This is a genomic window from Acidianus brierleyi (genome assembly GCF_003201835.2).
GTDB classification, from domain to species: domain Archaea; phylum Thermoproteota; class Thermoprotei_A; order Sulfolobales; family Sulfolobaceae; genus Aramenus; species Aramenus brierleyi.
The window spans coordinates 114671-134687 of record NZ_CP029289.2 but is presented as its reverse complement, the minus strand read 5'-3'; the positions used below and the strand labels follow the sequence as shown (position 1 = coordinate 134687).

The window sequence follows — 20017 nt, the reverse complement described above, 5'->3', positions numbered from 1 at the left end:
GTTAAGAGTGATAGGAGGAGTTAGAGATAGAACACTGGAAGCAATATTGAAATATGGTGATAAAGCTAGGATTATCTTGAGATCTGCTATAACTATATATGATGAAAGAGGAAATCAAGAGTTAGGCGACTTTGACTATAAGACATTGATCGCAGAATTACAGCGAGAGGGCTATAGCGGAGACCCTAAAATGATATTAAGGGCATTAGAGAGAGATTTTGGAATAATTGAAACTTCATATAAATCTGCTAACCAGCATTGGTGGAAATTTATTGACGTTAATGAAGTAAAAAGTGTTATAGACGATAACAACGACGATCCTGAAATAACGTTAATAAAGATTCAGGCTAATAGCTTAGACCTCGATAACATTCAAAAAAGATTAGAGTTTATGCTTCGTAAGACTAAATTGTCTGACGTAGATAAGGCATTATTTAAGAAAATTGCATTTGACGACCTGAACTATTTGATAGATGTGTATAAGAAGGCAGAATCCTATGAAGAGACACAATATATTGTTGATAGAATAAAGAGAATTTTAATTCTTGCCTCAAAAGTTTCAGTGAAGATAAATGGAAAAGGTAACAATAAAGAACTTTCTGAAAAAGAAGGGGAAAGACAAAATAGTAATGTTAACGGCTTACGATTATTCGATAACGAAAATCTTAGGGAGGACACAGCTTGATGGAATACTTGTAGGAGACTCCTTAGGTATGGCAGTTTTAGGTTATAATTCCACTCTTCCAGTAAATATGAAAGATATAATACATCATTTAAAAGCTGTAGTAAATGCCAAGATCAATCAATTGATTGTTGCGGATATGCCTTTCTTATCATATGAATACTCAAGTAAAGCAGCAATTAAAAACGCGGGTATCTTAGTTAAACATGGTGCTGATGCAATAAAATTGGAAGGTGGAAAAGAAATTTCAGGAAAAATAAGTAAAATAGTTAAAGCTGGTATACCTGTTATGGGGCATATAGGTCTTACTCCACAACGATTTCTTGAGATTGGTGGATATAAAATTGTTAAAGATGAGGCTAAACTTTTAGAAGACGCTAAGGCTTTAGAAAGTGCTGGTGTATTTTCTATAGTAATCGAGAACGTGTATTCTGAAATTGCACAAAAAATAACAAGAGAAGTTAATGTACCAACAATTTGTATAGGTGCAGGTCCATTTTGCGATGGACAAATACTCGTTATAAATGATTTACTAGGCCTTGGAGAATTTACTCCATATTTTGCTAAGAAATATCTCGATTTAAATAACGAAATACTAAGTGCAGTAAATAGCTTTATTGATGATGTCAGAAATAGCAAGTTCCCTAGTAAGGAATATTATAGATCTTTAGATAATTGAGCTAGTCTATCACTTAGAAATTTCATTGATTCTGATATAATTTTCTTATTATTATATTGAGATATAATATAGTTTAGCTCATCTGGATTCTCTTTTTTCAATACCATAGCATAATTTATTATATTAGGGATGGCTCTTATCACGTTGTCAATTATTGTAATAGTAGCTGTGAGAGATGTCCTAGATAGAGGATTAAGATCAATTGCAATGACTTTTTTGTTCATTTTGATTAATGCCTCGGTTCTATCTCCATCTTCCATAGCTAAAAGTACTACATCTGCGGAAAATATTCCTTCTTTGTTTACTCTTCTTCTCTCACTGAACAATTCTGGAATAACTGCATTACCTTCAGTTAAAACATTTTTAGCTCCATTCTTAATCAGAACGTCTGAAATGGCGTCTATTCTTTTCTCATCCCTATAGAAAAGATTTACTTCTATTTTTGAATTTGTTACTTCAGAAAGTTTAACTATGCTTTCTGGCACCAGAGCCGCCATATTTCCGTTTACAGATATTACTGGATTTTTAGCTATTAATAACATCGCTGCGGCTACTTTCTCAGCATCGTCAGCAAAATATTGAGTCTTCTCTCCCAATAGGTAATCAAAACATTCTCCTCTTCCATGCGCTATTAAGCCTTGTGGAACTAATATATTGTTTTCTAATGCTTCTACTAACTTTTCTCTAAGTAGTAAAGACTCTCTCCTTGGATGATTCTTTGGTATCATATCACGTAAGCTCCATGTTTTGCTGGGTTGTGTTCTATCCATTCTCCCTCTTCTGGTTTATCCATTTTTACTATTAATCCTTTTTTCCTAAAAGAAAGAGGATAGGGCGAACTATATCCTAAAAGTTCTGTAAATTTTCTGGAAACTTCAAAAAATTTTTCAAGCGTTCTTTCTCTTAGGAATTCATCAATAAGCATTTTTGCTTCTTTTATTGGTTTTATTATAGAACTAGTTGAAAGCCTTTCTATAGGTTTAGAAAATATTTTATGCCAATCAACATTAATAATCTCAATCTCTCCAATATTTGGAGCACCAGGTTTTTTCCTATATATTAATCCTCCGCCATAATATTGAGATATAATATCACCTAAGCCATTGTTAGTTATTACTTCACTTTCATGAGCAGTTTCTAGTGCTATATTCTTTTTTATATTAAAAATCTCGTATGCTCCTAAAGCATATGCAAGACTTATAGACGCACTTAAACCGTAGCCATAACCTAATGGAACTTTTGCTATACCTTGTATTTGCAGATTGCCAAGTTTTTTTAATATTAATAAATTAGGGAAATTTATCTTTAATCCATTAATATATACTTCTGGTGACTCAGATTTTCTTATTTCAAAAATAGTATAAGGTTCTAATACGAGGGAAAGACCTATTGAACCAGAAAATTTAGCTTCTTTATACACTTCTGGATACCATATACCGGAAATACTTATTGGTATGTGTGTCTCAATCATTAATTATGGTACAATATAAAAGTTTAATTTATGTTTGATTGAAGATATGGTGATTATATTTGATCTTAGACGCATCAATATTTAGTAGAGCTCTAGTATCTATGGATGTTTCATCATTGAAAAAGTATATGGATGAAAAAGAGCATGAAATTGTATTAGGTAGAGCAACTTCTATGGACGGTAGTGTTTTGAAGTTTTTGAGGCCAAAAATAGTTACTTCTAAAAAAAGATTGGATGACGGTTCTATATTAAAATTTGAAAGCAGATCTGAAAATTTTTCCATAATTACTGCAGCGTCTGGCGCTACTTTTGAAGAATTAATAAATGTCTTAGAAAAGGAGGATTATTATCCAGCAGTATTCCCATTATATCCTAGGGGGAGTGTTGGCGGTTTTATTGCAACTAATGGCTCTGGATTCGGTAGTTATAAGTTTGGATTTCCAAAATTTAAGAAAAATATCTATGAAAATACTGAAAAAGACTCTAGACTTACTGTAGTTAATTATAGTGAGTTAATAGAATCATCCACCGAAAATCAATTTGCATGGTCTAGTTTAATCATAGATGGAGAAAAAAGATACTATATTCCTATTCTTTATAAGTCATTTGTTAAAGAAAAAAATAATACAGTATATACTAAAGATTTAATTAAATCTATTTTTGATAAATCTTTAAAAATTATAAAAAAAGGATATATTCCTATATGTTTAAGATCTACTACTTTAGAATCGCTTAAAGAATTTCCTGGGATGCTATATCTTGGATATGAAATACGTTTCAATAGTCCATCAAAATTTTTTGTCATGTGTGGAAATATAAAAGAGGACGAATTAGATAAAACGTTTGAATTTTTGAAGAAACATCCTAATGTTTTGCCTTTCCCATCTTTAAGAGAATATGATACTATTCATAAAATTATTATTGAAAAATATAAGAAATCTGTTAGAATACCTAAAAACTTTGAGAAAATAAAAGATAAATATATTGATGCGTCAAGATGTGTTAATTGTGGTTTATGTTTAGAAAGTTGTACTTCTTTTAGGATTACTAATAATCTAATTTACTCTCCATTAGGAAAATTCAATAGAATGATAACTGGAGAAAATAATTTTGAAATATGTTTTGGCTGTAAGGAATGCGAAGATTCATGTCCAGAAGGTATAAATATATCGCAAATAACTGAAATATTACCTTCTTTAAGCACCGTAAAAGAAAACGTTTCTATATCGCTAGAGCCGGTTAGTTTTAGAATAAAGGATTTAGAGGCAAAAATAGATGAAAAATATAAAAGTCAACCTCCTTATTTATTGTTTATAGGTTGTTCATACAAATATGATCCAATGGGAGTAGAAGGACTCTTAGATTTTCTCTTAGAAAACGGCAGTAAAATATCTACTTCAGCTAGAGTTAGAATTATAGATAATCTCTGTTGCGGTTTTGATAAATATATTTCAGGAAATATTGAAGGGGCAAAATTAGACGTATCAAAGATTATTGAGATGAAGAAAAAATATGGAGCTAAGGGAGTATACTTTATGTGTCCTGAAGGATTGTATGTTTATAATACGCTTAGTGGAGATAGAGGGATCTTAGCTTTCGATGTTATAAGGCCTTTCATTAATATTGATTTCCATGCAGGATGTTGGGCTCAGAAACTTGGCATTAAAGGTTCGGATAAAGAGTGTGCGGGATTATTTTTTACTGCTTATAAAGGGCAATCTATTCCATTAAAGAGGAAAGATATGCTAACTATATGTCCTTTCTCTACATGGAAATTTGGTACCAGATCTGTTTATTCTACATTTTTAAAAGAAAATACTGAAAAAAGAGATAATAATGTACAAGTTTCTGATACTGAAATTGTAGAGGTGATGTTAACATCACTAAGGGAGTCAGCATTAGAATCTGTTGATGATATAGCTGAAAAAGTTGAGACATGGATAGTAGGTGGTAGAAATTATTTTATATTGTTAACAATACCTATAGTAAGGAAAAGATTTACAACAGATTTTAGATCTAACGTACTAAAGAATGATAATATCAAAAATTTCTTTAAAAGTTTAATTAATGATAATGTTTTATTGGAAGAAAAAATTGGTAGATATATTGAGGCAATACAAGCAGAAAATATACTAACATTAGTAGAAGAATTATTAAAAAAGATTTTAGAATCTTCAAAACTGGAATTTGAGGCAAGAGATCTCGTATCTAAAAAGGAATTTTCTGATGCTCTATTAGAAATTCTAAAAAAAGTTATAGAAGAGAAAGTTATAAGGGATTTAATAGGGGATATAGCATTTTCAAGTTAGTTTATACTCCTTTGTCTCTCTATCAAGATAAATTAATCCGTTTCTTTTTAGAAAACTAAATAATGGATATAATCTTTTAGGAATTTCATCTTCTATTTTGTCTCCTAGTTTCATATAAAAGTATAAAAGTTCAATTGTATCTTTAAATGTTATCAAATAATTATTGTTATCTATTCTTAATATAAATAGGTTAGGATTTGTATTCTCATTAATTCTTCGATTAACTATTATATAGGTTTTTTCCAATATATTTTCACATAAACTATTGCTTCTAGCTTCTTTGCTCCTTTGTTGTAATAAAGATCTAACCATGAATTCTATTTCGTTCAATTTCTTTATTATTTCAGTATTTTTGTTACTTTGAAGATTTGGATCTAATAAATCGAAGAGTTTATCATCTTCTTCCATATAAACTAACATAAATTCTGGTAGAGAGTGGGAATGTTGAAAGTAATTATAAAATACTTTGCCTTTATGAAAGATATTACTGGAGTTTCAGAGGAAGAATTATCTACTGAATGTAGTGATATAGATTGTCTAATAAACGACTTAGAAAAAAAGTACGGTAGGAAATTTTCTGAATATGTCAAAAATGGTGTAAACGGAATTAAGGTAGCCATTTTAATTAACGGTGAGACAAATATAAGAAATATAAGCAATGGCGACGAAATAGCGTTTCTTCCTCCGCCAGCAGGCGGAGATGTAATAAGAGGAAAATTCGATTTTTTAGAAGAAATAAGAAAATTTAGAGAAACTGCACCACCAGAAGCAGGTTCATTAGTTGTTTACTTGGGCTTCGTAAAGGGATTAGTAGATTCACATAAAGTTTATGAACTAGATTACGAAGCATATGAAACATATACACAAAGAAGAATTAATGAAATAGAAAAATATATTATAGATAAATATAAAGATGTAATAAATATAAAGATTATTCATGCAATTGATAACATGAAGCCTGGAGATAATGTGATATTGATAATGTGTATTGGGAAAGGTAGAAAAGATGCTATTAATGCTATAGGCGAAGCTATAGAATTAGTCAAACATACTACTGGAATATGGAAACTTGAAATAAGAGATGACGGAGAATATTGGGTAGTTGCAGGAAATACTAGAGTGAAGAAGAATGAAAAAGCAAGTAGCTCTTAGTGTTGCAGGTATAGATACTGGAAATGGAGCTGGTGTAGAAACTGATATTAAGGTATTTGAGATATTAGGCGTTCACGGAATCTTAGCAGTAAGTGCAATAACAGTTCAAAACACTCTAGGTATTAAGGAAATTTTTCCAATTTCTTCAGAACTTTTGGATTCTCAAATTTCTTGGTTATTGTCGGACTTTAAAGTAGATTCAGTTAAATTAGGCATGCTATATAATTCGGCTCAATTTAAAGTGATTAATGACAAGTTACGTCAATATAAAATAGTTACAGATCCTGTTATTTATGCAAAAGACGGTACTCAGCTAATTAATGATATAGAAGATTATAAAAAATACATTATTAAAAATACTACAGTTTTAACTCCAAATGCAGTAGAAGCTTCTATACTATCGGGAGTTAAAATAGAGAGTAAAAATGATCAAGAAATTGCAGCTAAAAAAATATACGAGATATATGGAGTACCATACGTAATAATAAAAGGCGGTCATATAAAAGGAGACTACAGCTTTGATGTTTTATATGACGGAAAGGATTTTTATGAAATAGGATATAGAAGAATTAGCGAAAAAAATACACATGGTACTGGTTCTGTTTTTGCATCTGCCATAGCTGCAGAGATCGCTAAAGGAAATAATATTGTAGATGCCATAAGAATCGCAAGAGATTTACTACAAGGATCTATAGCTTATGGTCTTGAGATAGGAAAGGGAATAGGACCAGTAGATCCTTTCTTCTTACTTAAAGAAATAATGAAATATGAGGTTCTAGAAGATATGGTAAAATTTGGCGATTTTATAGTGAATACGCAAAACTTTTGGAAGTTAATTCCAGAAGTTCAGTCTAATTTTGCACATTCTATAGATTCTAATTATGTTAATAGCATTGATGATATTGCTACTTTCAGAGGAAGAATAGTTAAGACATGGAATAATAATGTTAAAGTAGGATTTCCTGCTGTTTTCGGGAATCCTACACACACTGCTAGATTACTTTTTTCTATAATTTCTAAAGGATATAATGCTAACTCATTAATTAATATAAAATACGACGAGAAAATAATTTCTTTATTCAAAGAAATAGGATACGAAGTAATAGAAATTAACAGGGATTTAGAACCAGCTCACGGAGAAAATAAGACAATGCAATGGATAATAGAATACATAGCTGCGAATTACGGTAATATTCCTAAGGTAATATTCGATAAAGGGACAAAAGGCAAAGAAGCTATGATAAGATTTTGGACAAATAGCTTAGAAGAGATGGAAAATTCTTTAGGATATATATGCAAATCATTATGACAATGCAATTAGAAAAACTTCTTATATCGTGTAAAAATCTTGTAAGAACAGGTTGGATGCAAAAGGGTATTCCGCCTTCCATTGGAGAAACAGTAGCTTCGCATAGCTTTGAAGCGGCAATACTAGCTTTTACCATAGCTTCTAAACTAAAAGACAAAGGAGTTAATGTTAACCCTGATCATGCCGCTGTAATAGCCCTTTTTCACGACGTTGGAGAGAGTATTCTAGGAGATTTTCCAAAATGGACTTCTGAAAAAATAAATAAAAGAGATGTCGAACTAGAAGCTTTTAAGGAATTAGGAGTAGGAGTAGATCTATTTATAGAATTCAAGGAGAAAAAAACGTTAGAATCTAATATAGCTAAATTATCGGATAGACTATCTACTGTACTTCAGGCTAAGCGATATATAAAACTAGGATACGATGCTCAAGAAATAGCTAATAGTTATTTAGATGAAATAAACTATCTAGTTTCTACTGAGCCATTAATCAAGATTAAGGATTTTGTAAATAATATTATAGAAAAAAACTATGAATAAATATAAATCTTTATACTCAAAGTTACTATTGATCTTAAATGAAAGTTGGTCCAGGCAAAAACGCACCAGATAGTGTGAACGTATTTATAGAGATCCCTATGGGATCAAATATTAAATATGAATATGATGATGAAGAAGAAATTGTAAAAGTAGATAGAATACTTTATACTTCGATGTTTTATCCATTTAATTATGGATTTGTGCCAGGCACTTTAGGCGAAGATGGAGACCCAATTGATGTACTAGTAATAAGTAATTATCCATTTTATCCTGGAACAGTAGTAGAAGCTCGTCCAATTGGAATGCTATATATGAGAGATGAAGAAGGAGAGGACGAAAAAATAATAGCCGTTCCTAAGGATAAAATAGATCCAAGTTTCTCTACTATCAGAGATATAGAAGATCTTCCTCAATCTATTAAAGATAAAATAAATCATTTCTTTGACCATTATAAAGAACTAGAGCCAGGCAAATGGGTGAAAACTTCTGGTTGGGGCACAGTATCAGTAGCTAAGGAAAAAATAAAAGAGGCAATAGAGAGGAAAATGAAGGAATGAGTTTTTTCTTAAGTATACTTTTGCTATTATCATCAATTATTTCTTCTATATGGTTTGTTTTACAGGCATTATATTTTTCCAGTAAGAAGATTGTTGAGATAGGATATGATAGAAATAAAAAAATATCCATAATAATAGCAATAAAAGACGAGGAAGTAGATACTATTAGAGATTTAATAAGGAACCTTTCTGAACTTGATTATGATAATTATGAGGTTATAATAGTTTCAGATGACAAACAGGAAATATTTGAAAAATATTTATCTATTCCATATCCAAAGAATTTTAAGATAGTAAGGAGAGAAGTGCCAACAGGGAGAAAAGCAGGTGCATTAAATTTTGGAGTAAATTTGAGCAGTGGAGATTTTTTAGTATTTCTTGATGCAGAAGCAAGAGTAGATAAAGATTTTTTGAAACATGTATCGTATTTACTAAAATATAACGTAATTTCATTAAGGTTGAAAGTTAGAAATGCTCAAGGTATAGGCAGAATATATTCATATTTCACTGATTTTTCAATGTCTTCATTATTCAGAGGTAGGTTCATGAGAGGGTTATATATATTTCCTAATGGCTCGGCGTTTGCTATAAAAAAATCTATTTTAGTTAATATAGGCGGATGGAAGGAAAATGTTGTTACAGAAGATCTTGAGCTAGGAATAAGATTAGCTCTTAATAATATACGAATATATTATTTTGATGAGCCATCGATATCTATCCTTTCGCCATTGAATTATTATGATTTATATATGCAGATAAAACGTTGGGCATATGGTTCAGGAGAGTTATTTTTAGATGGATTAAAATTAATTAAAAAAGGAATTAAGGGACTAGAAGGATTCCTCTATGTAATACAATGGGGCGTATATTCACTTTTTCTATCCATTATTATACTTTTATCCTTATTACCATATTCTATAAATGTATATATATTCATTATTTCAATCATTATTTATGGATTTTCGCTATTAATTTATTCATCCAAAAATCCGAAGGAAGCTGATTTAAGTGGGATAATAGTAGTATTTGCGGCGATGATTGGTTTTATCCAAGGGTTTTTTAGAGTTAAGTTCTCTTGGCGTGTTACCCCTAAGATACATAGTGATAATCTTACACCAAATTCTGTTGAGATTTTGAGATATATTTTCTTTATCATTTCTATATTTGATATTTTATTGAATAAATATTCATTTTTCTTGATAATGTTCTTGTTATCGATAACCATGTTTGAATTGTAAAAACTAAAATATCGATTTTACTATACATTAGTAATTTTTATAGATGTTATTCTCATCGCTTCTTTTAATGCTTCGTCTGGCCTTAATGAGTATTTAATAATGTACTTCTTTACTTCTCTATAACTCTCAGGATTTTGAATAACATCCTTAGATGCCGCTAATAACTTTAAGTAAAGTGCACGTTTGTCTATTTCTTGTTTTACTTCATCCAGGCCTTTACCTATTTCCTCAATTCTTAGTCTCATAACTTTTGCACTGTCCAAATCCAAATTATGAAAATCAGATCTAGCGTCCCAATTTACAACTCTTCTAAAATCATTATAGTCAGCTACTTCATCTATGCCAACCACTCTTCTCCTTAATACTAACTTTTCTCCTACAAAAACAGGAAGTCTTCTAACGTTAACAACAATATTCATCATAGGAACCCATTCTTTAGGTATATTTAATGGTTCATTCATTAACCTTTTTAATGCACTATCAGTATCATAGGCATGAAATGTTGTAGCACCACCATGGCCAGTAGACAGAGCCTGAAACAATACATATGCTTCTTGACCTCTTATTTCTCCTACAACTATCATGTCTGGTCTATATCTTAAAGATAATTTCAATAAATCCATTAGTGAGATTTCTTTACCAGTAGTTCCATATACTTCTCTAGAATATAGTTGAACCCAATTATCTTGAGCTAGCCTTAGCTCTGGAATATCTTCTATAGAAACTATTTTCATCGATTCTTTAGATAAATTCAGAATTGCATTAAGCATTGTAGTTTTTCCAGCACCTGTAACACCTATGACCATGAAAGACATTCTAAGATCTATTGCATACCATAAGTAAGCTGCAGCTTGAGGAGATAATACTCCGCTGTTTATTAGATCTAAGATTGTAATTGGTCTATCATTGAACCTTCTAATTACGAATGAGGATCCTCTAGCGCTAACTTCTTTCCTAAAAGTAGCAGCTATTCTATCTCCTTTAGGCAGAATTCCGTCAGCTATAGGATTAGCAATTGAAATAGTCTTTCCAGACAAGGAAACATATCTCATAACTATCTCATCTAATAATTCTGTTCCATCAATATCTTGATCTATTACTTTCATTTTCTCTCTAAATGTGATATTAGTAGGTATATATTCAAAATCTCTATGGTAAACGTATACTGGTAAATCTAGACCGCTACACGAGATATCTTCAATCTTGAAATCTGCTAACAATGGAGTAAGTATATTATATCCAAACATATTTCTCAATAAGTAGTATAGAGCAACTTTTCCTCTAGTACTTAATAACTGTAAATCTCCTCTTGTTCCTTGTATAATTTCAAGATCCTTTCTCTTTATTGCAGATTCCGCAATTATTTTTCCTAAATCTATTTGTTCCTTTTTATCTAACAATTCTCTCTCTATTTCAGATATAAAAAATTTATAAATGTTAAATACAGAAGGATCTATTGGGGGCTCTATAAGCACATATTTATATATTCCCTTATCTTGGTCATAGGTTATGAAAACATGTGGATTAGCTATATTTAGTTCTACATTTACCTTATTGAAACTATTTTTGACTGATGGAGGAACATAATCTAAGATAGCAATTTCATAATCGGATATTATTTCAGTTATTTCTTCTACTGGTGCTGAAACAGGAAAAAGATTTACAGGAATTTTCTCAGTTTCTATAGTGCCCTGGGATGCTTTGTTACCATTAAACTTAAATTTCGATAGAATACTTGCCATAGAAAAAGTTACGTTAAACTTCCTTATAAATAGTTTGGTTTATATTATTTTGGATAATTCAAGCTTATTGTAGTTCTATTGAGTACGTAGGCTATTAGCTTGTGGTTTATATTATTGGATAATTCTACAATTCTCTCAAAAAATAATATGAAATTATATAAATTTTAAATCTAAGTAAGATAGAAGCTATGTCATAATAAAAACCAAATTCGTATAAAAATTATATTAATCCACTAGAAGACGGCGGTTTAAATGAGAGATTTACGTGTAGTAATATTAATATAACTAAAATTGTTAATACTACTAGAATTACAGAATGTTTAAATCCAGTAGCTGCTTTGCCTGACCCTATCTTACCTACTAATAAGCCAGCAAGGAATGAATTAAATATTGAAGATATAGACGCTATGAAAACGGCTCTAGGTAATAGAATTGATGCATCGGCTAAAGGTCCTACTAACATGAAATTTTGTGAGACTATTAGTTTAACTAAAGCAATTCCAAGAAATATAGCCGCTATTAGTGCTATTACTACTCCAATATAAGGAGTAAACATTAGTACTTTAACCTTACTTTCATATTCTCTTTTTATTCTTACTTGGCTATCTATTTCATCTGCCAAGGATTCTATAGTTTCCGGCGTCATGCTCCCTATATCTATCATGTCTGAAATTGAGACTAATGCTATCTTAGAGGTGAAATCATTAATTTTTTCTGATGCTTTTTGAAAAGCATCTTTGAGGGGGTATCCTAGCTTTATATAAGCATATACAGAATTAAGTATCTCCTTTAATTTCCCCATTTCCTTAGCATCTTTTATATTATAAATTATGGTTTCAGGGGGTAAGCCAGCTCGTAGCCCTTCCGATATAGATCTTAAGAATCCAGCCACATATTCATCATAGCCAGAACCAGCTCGTAGTTCCTTTTCTGAGATAACATATGGTGGAATTGCAGCAATTATAAGACCTATAGCTATCGCAAAAGATACTGGCAGTATATTTGATGTTGATCCGTCGAGAAATATTAGATATGTTAGTTGATGTTCTGCTGCTAGAATTAGTAACATAGTGATAATACCAATTGGAAAAGTTATATAGAATGTTTTATACGCATTCATTTTTCTCTCAGGAAACTTTAATTGAATCTGATCAGCCATTAGAATAAAAACAAGATTTACTGCTGGAATAAGGAATATTGCAATAGCTCCTATAAGTGGTAATGGAATACTTCCTGCTAATTGTGGAAATATAGCTTGCAGGATCAATACAAGAAAGAACATTATATAACCAGAAGATAACCAAATGACATAACCTTCGGCTACTCCCTGAAGCTTATCTGATGCCAATGATCCAATTAATTCGAATTCTTTCAATAGGTCTTTTACTTTTGATTCCATAGTTTCTATTACTGGAGCTCCTGTTCGAATTGCTGTAACATAAGTTAGAATGAAATCATTAAATATTTTCGAAGGAGATATCCTAGTTGTATTTCTTAGAGCTTCTTCTACACTTTCACCTAAGTATTTTATTCTTTTATTAGTATAGAGCATAATTTGATTAATATATTGGAAAGCTTGAGTCTTCGGTAACTTTTCAAAAAGTAATCTAGGACTTAGTCCAGATCTTAAGAATATGATAAAAACAGAAGAAAATGCAAAAGTTTCACTATTAATGCCATTTTTCCTAGAATCTATAGCTTGTGAGACATTAATACTAAGTAAGAGGTAGGTAATTGGCGGAATAATTATCCCAAATAGTATCATCATAAATGATAATACTATATACTTAGCTAATCTAAAAAGAAGATAAAATTTTACAAAGATTATTATTCCAAAAATTATAAGTACTAAAGATAGAGCTATGCTAATAAGCGTATAGAAAAGTATTTTCGCTGCAAATATTCTAGGATCTTCCGTTGAGCCTGCTAATAAAAGTTTTTTCTCATAGTTCTTGGACATTTTAGCTACTATGTTCCAATTATAAAAACTCATGAAAATAGAAGGAATGGAGATATTAGAATTATGCTGAACATTAGACTTCGATGTTCTTTTTAATTTTATTGCCATATAAATCTCTTTCATATTGTGGTTTAAATTATTTGCTTAACGCTATTAATTGAATATTTTCAGAGATCTCTCAGATACAACTAATCTGCTTATGAAAACTTTGTATGAGTTATAAGATTCTATTATATTTTATGATTGTCCATATGTATTTGATAACTAATAATATATGTGAAATGGAATTAATTTCTTAAGTATAACTACTAGATAATGACTAAATGAATAGTAAGGGTATAAGTGATATCTTACTTAGCTTTAATTTCTAATATATCTTTATCTTCTAATATATGCTCTCCTCCTACTTTTTGTCCAGGGAACTTAGCAGATGGTCCCCATACCCTGGCAAATTTGAAATTCTCTGAGAGCGCGCTATGTAATTTTCTTGCAACTTCTAGTACTGTTGTACCTTTTTTTAGAATTAATGGATCACTAGTAGGTTTTTCTCCTGGTTCTTTAGTATAGACTCTAATTACATCTAAACTTTCAAAAAGTGCTTTACTGAGTTTATTAAGCTCAGAAAATTCTATTACAGGTAAATTAGAGTTAAATTTATGAAGAGCTACGATAACAGTAGGTTTGTAAGCTATAGCTTCAAAAAGAGATTTTTCTACATCGTCTAGAGTTATTTCTCCAAATATCTTAACTATTGCAGATTTAATTCCAAAATCTTCTAAATATTTTCGTATATCATTTTCAGAAGAACCTACTATTTTACCCATATTTATTATTCTTAATCCGTCTTTACTATTTCTTGATCGTTCTATTATAACTTTTCCTTTAGGCTTACCTAGAATAATATTATTTGACTCAAGAAATTCTTTTATTCTAATAAATTCATTCTCATCATATACAATTATTAATAATGCGTCGGCATTTCTCACTAGACCTAGTATTTTACTAACTATTAATCTAGAATTTAATATCAAAGGAGGGGGATTTATAAGTTGGATTCCAACATCTTCATAATATGTCATTGCAGGGATAGGAAAATCTTTGGGATCTTGCTTCACATTTGTTAATAATCTGACTATTTTATTTTTTAACTCTTCTCGACCTAAGACTAGGACTTGTCCTGCTCCTTCTTTTTCTATAAAGAAGGAAGTTGAAGCTGATTTTTTCCTTTTTTGTTTCTCAGTCTCTTCTCTTAATTCGGCTAAACGTCTACGTGCCCAATATACCAAGTTTTCGGTCCCTTTATGTTTAGGTACGCTGCTAAGGAAATCTTGTATAGCTTTAATCTTCTCGTCAGTAGTTTTTGCATCCATTACTCTAAGCCATTTAACTTTAGCCTCTGCGGGTAAATTGGTAACCATTATTTCAACCTCTTTTCTATGTAAAAATCAGGAGCTACTCTTTGTAAGATTTTCCAAGAACGCCTTAATATATTTGGAGGTTCTTTTTTCTCAGAATAGATCTTTTTTATCCACTCTATAGTTTTTGGATCAGATGGATATCCACTTCCAAAGTCGCCATAAGTTATTTTTAACTCGTCTATTATCCTATCTCTAAAGACTTTTGCCACTATGCTAGCAGCACTACACTCTATATAATTTTCGTCAGCCTTAAAAACTACGTTTGGTATTGATCCTAGCTGTTTTATTTGTTCTATCACTATTTCTTCCTTTCCTACTTTATCGACTGTAATTATTTCTGGTTTAAACACTGACATAGCATCTATTATCTGTATAACTTTTTCATATGTTATACAATTTAAATTTCTAATATCTATTTCCTCAGGCCATACTTTAGTTACAACAAAAGATTCGCTAAATTCTGTAATGATATTTATTAGATTTTCTCTCTGTTTTCTACTTAATTTCTTACTATCTTTAACTCCGTAATTTTTCAATATTTTAGCCTCATTTTCGTCTATCAATACACCTGCTACTATCATAGGTCCAATAACTGGACCTCTTCCAGCCTCATCTATTCCTAATCTCATAATCTTAGTGAGATTACTAGTTTAGCCAGTCTTTTACCTTTTTTTGTTGTCTCATCTTGAAAACTTTCATTTATTTGTGCATCTGTCATAGACGCTACTGACGATACTAATTTTTTAGCAACTGATTTTTTAATAAAATAATAATCTACTCCCTCTTTTCCTTCTATTATATCAGATAAATTCGATATTTCTTCTTCAGAAAAGAACGATTCGAATAAGCGTCTCTTTTCGAGTAAAAACTTTCCATTCTTTCCTCTAAGTTGTATTATAGCCTCGTAATATTTGGATTTTCTTTTTTTACAAGCATCGCATATAGTATAGTCTATGTTAATATTAATATCTTCACTTATTGTAAACTTTTCATTATCTATTTTTCCATTAGCTATTATTTTTACATGTTCTTTTCCATTACTATCCTTCCATATATCTCCTAAATCTATTGAGTAATCTAATACATTTTTATCAATACTAATTTTCTTTGAAATTTCTCTTAGTGCCAAATCTTTCACGGAATCTTGTAAATTGTCATGAATATTTTCCCATTTTCCATCTAGAAATTCTGCATAACATATCTTACAAACTTTGCCGTTAATTTCCTTCGGCAGAAGGATAAGCTTTTTTGTTTTAATATAGCAATCAATACATAATCTATCAATGAGCTTTACGTTTTCTTTTCCGCATCGGACACAAAATTTAGACGGCATGGTAGTCACAAATTATATACTTGTGCAAACTTAACTCCTGAAACTTCTAATACTGAATCTTTATGGACAAATCCTCTCTTTATAGCTTCATCAACTAGTATATTCCCTACTATGCTAACTACAGTAGCTTCATCCACTAGTGAAAAAGCATATTCCATATCTACTTCATCACCTTCATAAAATTCCTTATTTATATTTAGTATTACTTCATTCTCTCTAAATTCTTTTCCTAGCAAATCTTTTTCACATATATTAACAAAAACGTTGCCTTCTCCTCTAATTATATTTAGTATTACTTTCATTTTTCTCACAAAGGTTTAACAGAAGTTTTAGCTCCACAAGCCAAACATTGTATGAACCATACTTTATTCTCTTTTACTAGTACAGTATCTAAGCTCTTACATGTACTGCACTGCACATAGGTTCTTATGAATCTTTCCATCAGTGTGTTTATTATTGAAGATGAGAACTTACCTTGTATAACTAATTGGCCATTATCGCTTATAGAGCCTGCGGCAGCTAACTCTTTAAGTAAGTACCTCATGCATAATTTATCTTCTCTACGTAATCTATCACAGTATTCACTAAAGTTTCTTATTATAGTAGTGTTTCCTATATTCAATATTATTAAAGACGGTAAATTTTGTGTAGACTCTGAAGTTTTCTTAGGTATCTTTGTGTAAACTCTATCAAGCAAATATGTATACTCTTTGTCTGAAGACATTTTTCTACATTAAATCTATTAAGATCGGGGTTAAAATATGTGGTGAAAATGAAGGTATACATAGAAACTTACGGTTGTGCATTAAATAAAGGAGATACATATATAATGATGACGTTATTAAAAGATAAAAATCATGAAATAGTTAGTTCACCAAAAGATGCTGACGTGCTAGTTCTAAACACTTGCGATGTAAGACTAGAGACTGGAGAAAGAATGAAAAAAAGAATAACCCAATTAAATAAACTAGGTAAAAAATTAATTGTAGCCGGTTGTTTTGCTGGAGCAGAACCAGGAGTAGTTAGCAAAATAGCTCCTAACGCATCTATAATAGGTCCGCAAGCTTTAGGCAAAATTATAGATGCTACTGAAGCTAAAAATAGAGTTATATTTCTTGAATCTGATGCACCAAATCATACTCCTAGAATTTTTATGAATAAAATTGGGATAATCCCTATTGCAGACGGATGTGCAGGAGATTGTAATTTTTGCATAACGAAGCTTGCTAGGAAAAAATTAAGAAGTTATCCATTAAGAGCTATAATTGATACTATAAAAGATCTTGTTAGTAAAGGTGCAGTGGAAATAGAGCTCACTGGACAAGACGCTGCTGCATATGGTCTAGATTATGGCGGAAAAGTAAAGCTATCGGATGTTATTAGAGAGGCCTCTAAGGTAGATGGAAATTTCATGTTAAGAATAGGTATGATGACGCCGGAACAAGCTATGAGAAACATAGATGATTTGATAGATACATTCAAAGATCCTAAAGTATACAAATTTTTCCATTTACCAGTACAAAGCGGAGATGATAATGTATTGAAAATAATGAATAGAAAGTATACTGTTGATGAGTATAGGAACTTAGTTAAGGAAATTAGGAAAAAAATACCGAATGCTAATATAACTACTGATATAATAGTTGGTCATCCTGGAGAAGACGAAAATGCGTTTAAAAATACATTAGATCTAATTAAGGAAATAAGGTTCGAGAAATTACATATTGCTATTTACTCATTACGTCCTAATACAAAGAGCTCATTAATGCAGCAAATTCCGGATAGTGTTAAAACTGAAAGGATGAAAATCATTAATTCCCTATATGAGGAAATAGCTCGGGAAAATCATTCAGAATATTTAGGTAAAGTCTCTAAAGTTATTATTACCGAGAATGGTAAAGATAATTCGAAAATAGGCAGAACGATAAATTATATTCCTGTTATAGTGCAGAATGCAGAGATAGGCAAGTGGTACAATGTTAGGATAAATAACTTTTCATTTTATGATTTGAGAGGAGATATTGTTTAAAAAATTTAAAAAGTATGATGTATTACTATTATCTATGGAAGATGTTTACATAGTTTCGGCAGTTAGAACGCCGATAGGAAAATTTGGAGGACAGTTTAAAGACGTAAGCCCAGTAGATCTTGGAGCTACTGCAATGAAATCAGCTATGGAAAAAGTAAATTTGGATCCAAAGTTAGTCGATATCAGTATAATGGGTAATATTTTAAGGGCAGGTCATGGTCAAGATTTAGCTAGGCAAGCTGCAATAAAAGCTGGAATTCCATACGATGTTGATGGATATTCTTTAGATATGGTTTGTTCTTCTGGCATGATGAGTGTAATAAACGCGTCTCAAATGATAAAGAGCGGAGATGCTAATGTCATTGTTGCAGGCGGGATGGAAAGTATGAGCCAAGCAGCGTTAGCACTCAAATCCGAATCTAGATGGGGAGTGAAATATCTTCTAGGTAAATCATTAGAATTTGTAGATACTATGTTAGTAGACGGCTTAACGGATCCTTTCAATACGATGCTTATGGGTAAGGAGGCAGATATGGTAGCTAAGGCACATGATTTTACAAGAAAAGAGCTAGACGAAGTAGCGTATGAAAGTAATAGACGTGCAGCTGAAGCTACAGAAAAAGGTTTGTTTAATTCAGAAATAGTACCAATAGAGGTTAAAGGCAAAAAAATTAATAGAGATGAAGGAATAAGAGCTGATACTTCTATTGAAAAATTATCTCAATTAAAACCAGCATTTAGCGATGATGGATTTCATACTGCAGGTAATTCTTCTCAGCTATCTGATGGTGCTTCTTCCTTAGTTTTAATGAGTGAGAAAGCAGTAAAGGAATTAGGCGTTGAGCCTATAGCTAAAATCTTGGGCTATTCTTGGGTAGGTATTGAAAGCTGGCGTTTTACTGAAGCTCCAATCTTTGCTGTGAAAAAATTATTGAAAAAAATAAATATGGAAATTACGAACTTTGATTACTTTGAAAATAATGAAGCGTTTGCAGTTAACAGTGTCTTAGCTAATAAATATCTAGGTATTCCTTATGATAAGCTTAACGTATTTGGAGGTGCAATAGCATTAGGTCATCCAATAGGAGCTAGTGGAGCGAGAATAATAACAACATTAATAAATGTCTTATCTAAAATGGATGGTAGAAGAGGTATAGCAAGTATTTGTCACGGTGTAGGAGGCTCAACTGCTATTGCTATAGAATTATTAAAACCACTAAAGTAAGCTTAAGTTTTTATGCATAGAAATCTCTAATACAAATGGTGGTCAATTAATTGCCAAAAAAAGATAGATCGGAAGCTCCTACAAGAGAGGTTATGAAACCAGAAGAAGGAGAGGTTATATGCGTTGTAAAGAAAATGCTTGGGGCTGAGCATATTATAGTTGCATGTGTTGATGGCAAGCAAAGAGTAGCTAGAATACCTGGGCGAATGAGGAAAAAAGTGTGGATAAAAGAAGGAGATGTAGTACTTACTGCACCTTGGGATTTTCAATCGGATAAGTGTGATATTATACATAAATATATGCATGATGAAATAAGAAAGCTTACAGAAGAAAACATTGTTTCAAGAGATATTATAGATCAATTAAGAGGCTAA

General features: G+C 31.1%; 21 protein-coding genes. 11 read left to right on the top strand and 10 right to left on the bottom strand.

What is annotated here, in order from left to right; translation table 11 throughout:
* Positions 1 to 7 precede the first annotated feature (7 nt).
* Positions 8 to 685 carry a hypothetical protein gene (locus tag DFR85_RS16530; protein ID WP_110269229.1) on the top strand — a complete coding sequence of 226 codons (678 nt, stop codon included), beginning with the start codon at positions 8 to 10 and terminating at the stop codon, positions 683 to 685.
* On the top strand, positions 573 to 1361 hold the full coding sequence (gene panB, locus DFR85_RS16525; protein WP_110269228.1) for a 3-methyl-2-oxobutanoate hydroxymethyltransferase: 789 nt from the start codon (positions 573 to 575) through the stop codon (positions 1359 to 1361). The genes DFR85_RS16530 and panB overlap by 113 nt, the downstream gene beginning before the upstream one ends.
* On the opposite strand, the gene DFR85_RS16520 is transcribed toward panB, so the two are convergent.
* Both DFR85_RS16520 and DFR85_RS16515 read right to left on the bottom strand, forming a co-directional pair.
* Positions 1340 to 2131, bottom strand: a complete 792-nt coding sequence (locus DFR85_RS16520) for a 4-phosphopantoate--beta-alanine ligase (protein ID WP_110269227.1) — start codon at positions 2129 to 2131, stop codon at positions 1340 to 1342. The genes panB and DFR85_RS16520 overlap by 22 nt on opposite strands.
* Positions 2086 to 2829 carry a pantoate kinase gene (locus tag DFR85_RS16515; protein WP_110271728.1) on the bottom strand — a complete coding sequence of 248 codons (744 nt, stop codon included), beginning with the start codon at positions 2827 to 2829 and terminating at the stop codon, positions 2086 to 2088. Before DFR85_RS16515 ends, DFR85_RS16520 begins: the two co-directional genes overlap by 46 nt.
* A gap of 62 nt (positions 2830 to 2891) precedes the next feature.
* Between DFR85_RS16515 and DFR85_RS16510 the strand changes: the two genes are divergently transcribed.
* A complete protein-coding gene (locus DFR85_RS16510; RefSeq protein WP_246252957.1) occupies positions 2892 to 5141 on the top strand; it encodes a 4Fe-4S dicluster domain-containing protein in 2250 nt (749 codons plus the stop codon).
* Here DFR85_RS16510 and DFR85_RS16505 read toward each other — a convergent pair.
* Positions 5133 to 5561 carry a hypothetical protein gene (locus DFR85_RS16505; RefSeq protein ID WP_110269223.1) on the bottom strand — a complete coding sequence of 143 codons (429 nt, stop codon included), beginning with the start codon at positions 5559 to 5561 and terminating at the stop codon, positions 5133 to 5135. The genes DFR85_RS16510 and DFR85_RS16505 overlap by 9 nt on opposite strands.
* A gap of 21 nt (positions 5562 to 5582) precedes the next feature.
* Between DFR85_RS16505 and DFR85_RS16500 the strand changes: the two genes are divergently transcribed.
* Genes DFR85_RS16500 through DFR85_RS16480 form a run of 5 tightly spaced genes read left to right on the top strand, consistent with a single transcriptional unit; the run spans position 5583 to position 9936 of the window.
* Positions 5583 to 6293 carry a MoaD family protein gene (locus tag DFR85_RS16500; protein ID WP_110269222.1) on the top strand — a complete coding sequence of 237 codons (711 nt, stop codon included), beginning with the start codon at positions 5583 to 5585 and terminating at the stop codon, positions 6291 to 6293.
* Positions 6271 to 7602: a bifunctional hydroxymethylpyrimidine kinase/phosphomethylpyrimidine kinase gene (gene thiD / locus DFR85_RS16495; RefSeq protein ID WP_110269221.1), complete on the top strand. Its 1332-nt coding sequence runs from the start codon at positions 6271 to 6273 to the stop codon at positions 7600 to 7602. The genes DFR85_RS16500 and thiD overlap by 23 nt, the downstream gene beginning before the upstream one ends.
* 2 nt (positions 7603 to 7604) lie before the next feature.
* Positions 7605 to 8141: an HD domain-containing protein gene (locus tag DFR85_RS16490; RefSeq protein ID WP_110271727.1), complete on the top strand. Its 537-nt coding sequence runs from the start codon at positions 7605 to 7607 to the stop codon at positions 8139 to 8141.
* Between the two features lie 38 nt (positions 8142 to 8179).
* Positions 8180 to 8698, top strand: coding sequence for an inorganic diphosphatase (gene ppa, locus DFR85_RS16485; protein WP_110269220.1), 519 nt, complete (start codon positions 8180 to 8182; stop codon positions 8696 to 8698).
* Positions 8695 to 9936: a glycosyltransferase family 2 protein gene (locus DFR85_RS16480; protein ID WP_168367100.1), complete on the top strand. Its 1242-nt coding sequence runs from the start codon at positions 8695 to 8697 to the stop codon at positions 9934 to 9936. The genes ppa and DFR85_RS16480 overlap by 4 nt, the downstream gene beginning before the upstream one ends.
* Before the next feature lie 20 nt (positions 9937 to 9956).
* Here DFR85_RS16480 and DFR85_RS16475 read toward each other — a convergent pair whose 3' ends face one another.
* The 7 genes from DFR85_RS16475 to DFR85_RS16445 form a co-directional block, all read right to left on the bottom strand.
* Positions 9957 to 11678 carry a type II/IV secretion system ATPase subunit gene (locus tag DFR85_RS16475; protein WP_110269218.1) on the bottom strand — a complete coding sequence of 574 codons (1722 nt, stop codon included), beginning with the start codon at positions 11676 to 11678 and terminating at the stop codon, positions 9957 to 9959.
* A gap of 220 nt (positions 11679 to 11898) precedes the next feature.
* The gene (locus tag DFR85_RS16470; RefSeq protein WP_168367099.1) at positions 11899 to 13746 is read right to left on the bottom strand and encodes a type II secretion system F family protein; all 1848 of its coding nucleotides are present in this window, start codon (positions 13744 to 13746) and stop codon (positions 11899 to 11901) included.
* Between the two features lie 242 nt (positions 13747 to 13988).
* On the bottom strand, positions 13989 to 15056 hold the full coding sequence (locus tag DFR85_RS16465; RefSeq protein ID WP_110269217.1) for a TGS domain-containing protein: 1068 nt from the start codon (positions 15054 to 15056) through the stop codon (positions 13989 to 13991).
* A complete protein-coding gene (rnhB, locus tag DFR85_RS16460; protein WP_110269216.1) occupies positions 15056 to 15685 on the bottom strand; it encodes a ribonuclease HII in 630 nt (209 codons plus the stop codon). Before rnhB ends, DFR85_RS16465 begins: the two co-directional genes overlap by 1 nt.
* On the bottom strand, positions 15682 to 16389 hold the full coding sequence (locus DFR85_RS16455; RefSeq protein ID WP_110269215.1) for a 60S ribosomal export protein NMD3: 708 nt from the start codon (positions 16387 to 16389) through the stop codon (positions 15682 to 15684). The genes rnhB and DFR85_RS16455 overlap by 4 nt, the downstream gene beginning before the upstream one ends.
* A gap of 5 nt (positions 16390 to 16394) precedes the next feature.
* Positions 16395 to 16691, bottom strand: a complete 297-nt coding sequence (locus DFR85_RS16450) for a DUF424 domain-containing protein (RefSeq protein ID WP_110271726.1) — start codon at positions 16689 to 16691, stop codon at positions 16395 to 16397.
* A gap of 5 nt (positions 16692 to 16696) precedes the next feature.
* Positions 16697 to 17113: a translation initiation factor IF-2 subunit beta gene (locus DFR85_RS16445; RefSeq protein ID WP_110269214.1), complete on the bottom strand. Its 417-nt coding sequence runs from the start codon at positions 17111 to 17113 to the stop codon at positions 16697 to 16699.
* Positions 17114 to 17161: 48 nt separating this feature from the next.
* Between DFR85_RS16445 and DFR85_RS16440 the strand changes: the two genes are divergently transcribed.
* From DFR85_RS16440 to DFR85_RS16430, 3 genes are read left to right on the top strand one after another with little or no spacing between them, the layout of a single operon-like run.
* Positions 17162 to 18418: a tRNA (N(6)-L-threonylcarbamoyladenosine(37)-C(2))-methylthiotransferase gene (locus DFR85_RS16440; RefSeq protein WP_110269213.1), complete on the top strand. Its 1257-nt coding sequence runs from the start codon at positions 17162 to 17164 to the stop codon at positions 18416 to 18418.
* Positions 18419 to 18452: 34 nt separating this feature from the next.
* A complete protein-coding gene (locus DFR85_RS16435) occupies positions 18453 to 19643 on the top strand; it encodes a thiolase family protein (RefSeq protein ID WP_110271725.1) in 1191 nt (396 codons plus the stop codon).
* 50 nt (positions 19644 to 19693) lie between these two features.
* A complete protein-coding gene (locus DFR85_RS16430; RefSeq protein ID WP_110269212.1) occupies positions 19694 to 20017 on the top strand; it encodes a translation initiation factor aIF-1A in 324 nt (107 codons plus the stop codon).